The organism is Nonomuraea sp. MG754425, assembly GCF_021699195.1.
Classification (GTDB): domain Bacteria; phylum Actinomycetota; class Actinomycetes; order Streptosporangiales; family Streptosporangiaceae; genus Nonomuraea.
This window is the reverse complement of record NZ_SSXE01000378.1, coordinates 1-2,863: the sequence shown is the minus strand read 5'-3', so window position 1 is coordinate 2,863 and position 2,863 is coordinate 1. Positions and strand designations below refer to the sequence as shown.

The following is a 2,863-nucleotide window of genomic DNA, read 5'->3' as shown; positions in this document are numbered from 1 at the left end:
GCCGGGAGGCGCGCCGAAGGGGCCGTGGGCGGAGGGCGCGGCCGGTTGGTGGTGGGTGGGATCGGAGTACCAGTCGTAGGGGGCGGCCTCGTCGCCCGGCACCTCCCATGACTGGGCGCCGGGCGACGTCTCCGCCCCAGGTGGTACGGACGGCGGTCCTCGGAAGACGGGTGGGTCGAGGCGCGTCTCACCATCCGCCGCCTCGCCGGATGGATCGAACGCCACTGGAACGTCTAGCCCGTCGGTCTGGCCGAAGCTCGGCGGTGGCGCCGCGGGGGCGGCCGAGCGGTCGGCCTCCCTACGATCGTGCTCAGACCCGGGTTCCTGGCCACGCATAGCTGGAGCCTAGCGAGAGTAGCGAGATCGTTATGTCGGTATGGGCGTTCCCAGACGCATCACGAGCCTCCTACAGGCGCATATGTCCCGCAAAGCCCGTTCAGCTCATGGCGTTGCCGGTGAGCGTCCGGTGGTCCAGGGCCTGGAACACGGTGGCCTTGGTGAGGTCGTTGATGGCCTCGGTGATCCGCTTCGACGCCTTCGAGTCGGGCTTCGTGCCGTCCTTGTTCTGGAACCAGACCAAGATCGCATAGTGCCCGTACGTGGCGATCTTCGCGCCGCCGCTGCCGGAGCCGAGGAACTTCGTGACGCCGTCCTTGCCCGCCAGCGGCTTGACGTAGTTCTCCTTGTCGCCGGCCTTGGCCACCTTGCTCGCCTGGCCGCTGGAGCTGAGGTTGGCCACGCCGATCGTGCCGATCACCGTGCCGTCCTTGTCGCGGAAGCTGGCCCGCAGGAACTGGGTGCACCTGGCGGACTTGAGCGCCTTCTGGAGGCCGTCGCCCAGGGCGCCGTCGGCGCACTTCTTTTCCTTGCTGGTGATCGTCATCTCGTAGCCGCGCTTCGAGACGGTGATCTTCTTCCGCGCGCCGAAGATCTCCTTGACCGAGATCGCGTCGGGGTCGGTCTTGCGGTCGGCGGCGAAGCCGTACTTGCCGGGCGGGGCCGACGGCAGCGGGGCCGAGGTCGGGCGGGTGGACGCGGTCTGGGCCGTGGACGAGGGCTCGGCGTTCCACATCAGGTAGAGGCCGCCGCCGAGCAGGCCCAGCACCAGCACGCCGCCGATCGAGGCCCACAGCGGGCCGCGCGAGCGCTGACCCTCGTCGTACGGGCTCCAGCCGACCTTGCTCTGTGGTGCCCGCTGGGTGGCGGCGTTCCCGTCGCCCTGGTCGGCGTCGCCCGCCCGGCGGTCCTTGCGGGCGCGGCGGGACTTGGGGGCGCCGGGGATGTCGTCGTCGAGGCCGTCCGCGCCGAAGGCGCCCGGCGCGTGGTCGTCGAACCCGCCGTCGGGCTCGGGGGCGGCGCGCTTGCCGCGGCGGCCGGGCTTGCGCCGGCCGGATCCGGGCTCGTCGGGGGCTGCTCCGGGACCTTGGGCGCCGGGACCTTGAGCGCCTGGGCCGCCGGGACCTTGGGCGCCGGGCCTGCCGGGACCCTGAGCGCCGGGGCCGCCGGGGCCGGGAGCGGGGTCGTGCGGGCCGCCCCCGAAGGGGCCGCCGCCGAAGGGGTCACGACCGAAGGGGTCGCGGCCGGCCGGACCGCCCTGCTGCGGGCCGTTCGGGGGCCCGCCACCCGGACCGCCGCCTGGCCCACCCGGTCCGCCCGGTCCACTAGGCCCACCGCCCGGTCCACCGCCGGGCCCGCCACCGCCGGGAGCGCCGCCGGTGAAGAAGCCGCCGGTGTCGCTGTTGGGGCGTCCGCCGCCCGAGGGGCCGCCGCCGGCGAAGAAGGCGCCGGAGTCGCCGTTCGAGGGTCCGCCGTTGGCGAAGAAACCCCCGGTGTCGCTGTTCGACGGGCTGCTCGCGGCGGGGAAACCGCCGGTGTCGCCGTTCGGGCGTCCGCCGTCGGCGAAGAAGCCGCCGGTGTCGCTGTTCGAGGGGCCGCCTGCGGCGGGGAAACCGCCCGTGTCGGTGTTCGGGCGTCCGCCGCCCGAGGGGCCGCCGCTGGTGAAGAAGCCGCCGGAGGGGCCGCCCAGCCCGCCGGGCCCGCTGCCGAAGGGGTCGCCCGCACCGGCGCTGAAGGGGTCGCTCGAACCGTTGCCGGAAGGGCCGCCCGAGGGGCCGCCGTTCGCCGGAACGCCGCTGGTGAAGAAACTGCCGGAGTCGCCGCCCGCGGGGGCGCCACCCGGACGCCGCGGACCGCCGTTCATCCCGTAGGGGGCGTTGCCCGTGCCGTTCTCACGTTCCCCACTGCCGTTGGAAACCATGCGGCGACATTACCGTGATGTTAGTCATTGGGTTCCGAAGTCTTGGGTCCACCATGGTCCGCCGGGCCCCGAGGCGACGCCGACGCCGATGGCCTTCAGGCCGCAGTCCAGGATGTTCTTGCGGTGGTCGCGGCTGTCCATCCAGCCCTGCACCGCCTGCTCGGCGGTGTCGTAGCCGGCGCCGATGTTCTCGGCGGCGCCCCAGCGGTATCCGGCGCGCTCCATCCGGTCCCAGGGCGACGCGCCGTCGGGGGAGTTGTGCGACAGCCGTCCCGTACGGGCCATCTCCAGCGAGTGCGTACGGGCCGAGCGGGTGAGCGCGGAGTCCACCCGCAGCGGTCCGCAGCCGCGCCGGACCCTGGCGGAGTTGGTCAGGGAGACGACCCGGGACGCCAGGCCCGCCACCACCCGCACCGTGTCGTCGCGCTGCGCGGCGATCGCGGAGTCGTCCAGCGTGTTGAAGCCGTCGATCCGGTCCTTGGACGTCCTGGTGGGCTTGGGCGTGGCCGTGCCGGGGGGCGTCTTCGTGGTGGTGATGCCCCGGGGGATGCGTTCGGCGTGCGGCTGCGCCTTCCTGGCCGCGGTGGGGGCCGGGTTGGCCGTGGC

The 2,863-nt window shown here is 73.8% G+C and carries 2 protein-coding genes; both read right to left on the bottom strand.

Annotated elements, in window-relative coordinates:
• Positions 1-436 precede the first annotated feature (436 nt).
• Positions 437-2,257 (bottom strand): hypothetical protein, encoded by a 1,821-nt coding sequence (locus FAF44_RS52700; protein ID WP_237111039.1) that lies wholly within the window; start codon positions 2,255-2,257, stop codon positions 437-439.
• A gap of 24 nt (positions 2,258-2,281) precedes the next feature.
• On the bottom strand, positions 2,282-2,863 hold a 582-nt coding region (locus FAF44_RS52695; protein WP_237111038.1), incomplete at its 5' end, for a CAP domain-containing protein.

Excerpts from the sequence above, each read along its gene's own strand:
- FAF44_RS52700 (WP_237111039.1), bottom strand. The coding sequence starts at position 2,257 with ATGGTTTCCAACGGCAGTGGGGAACGTGAGAACGGCACGGGCAACGCC.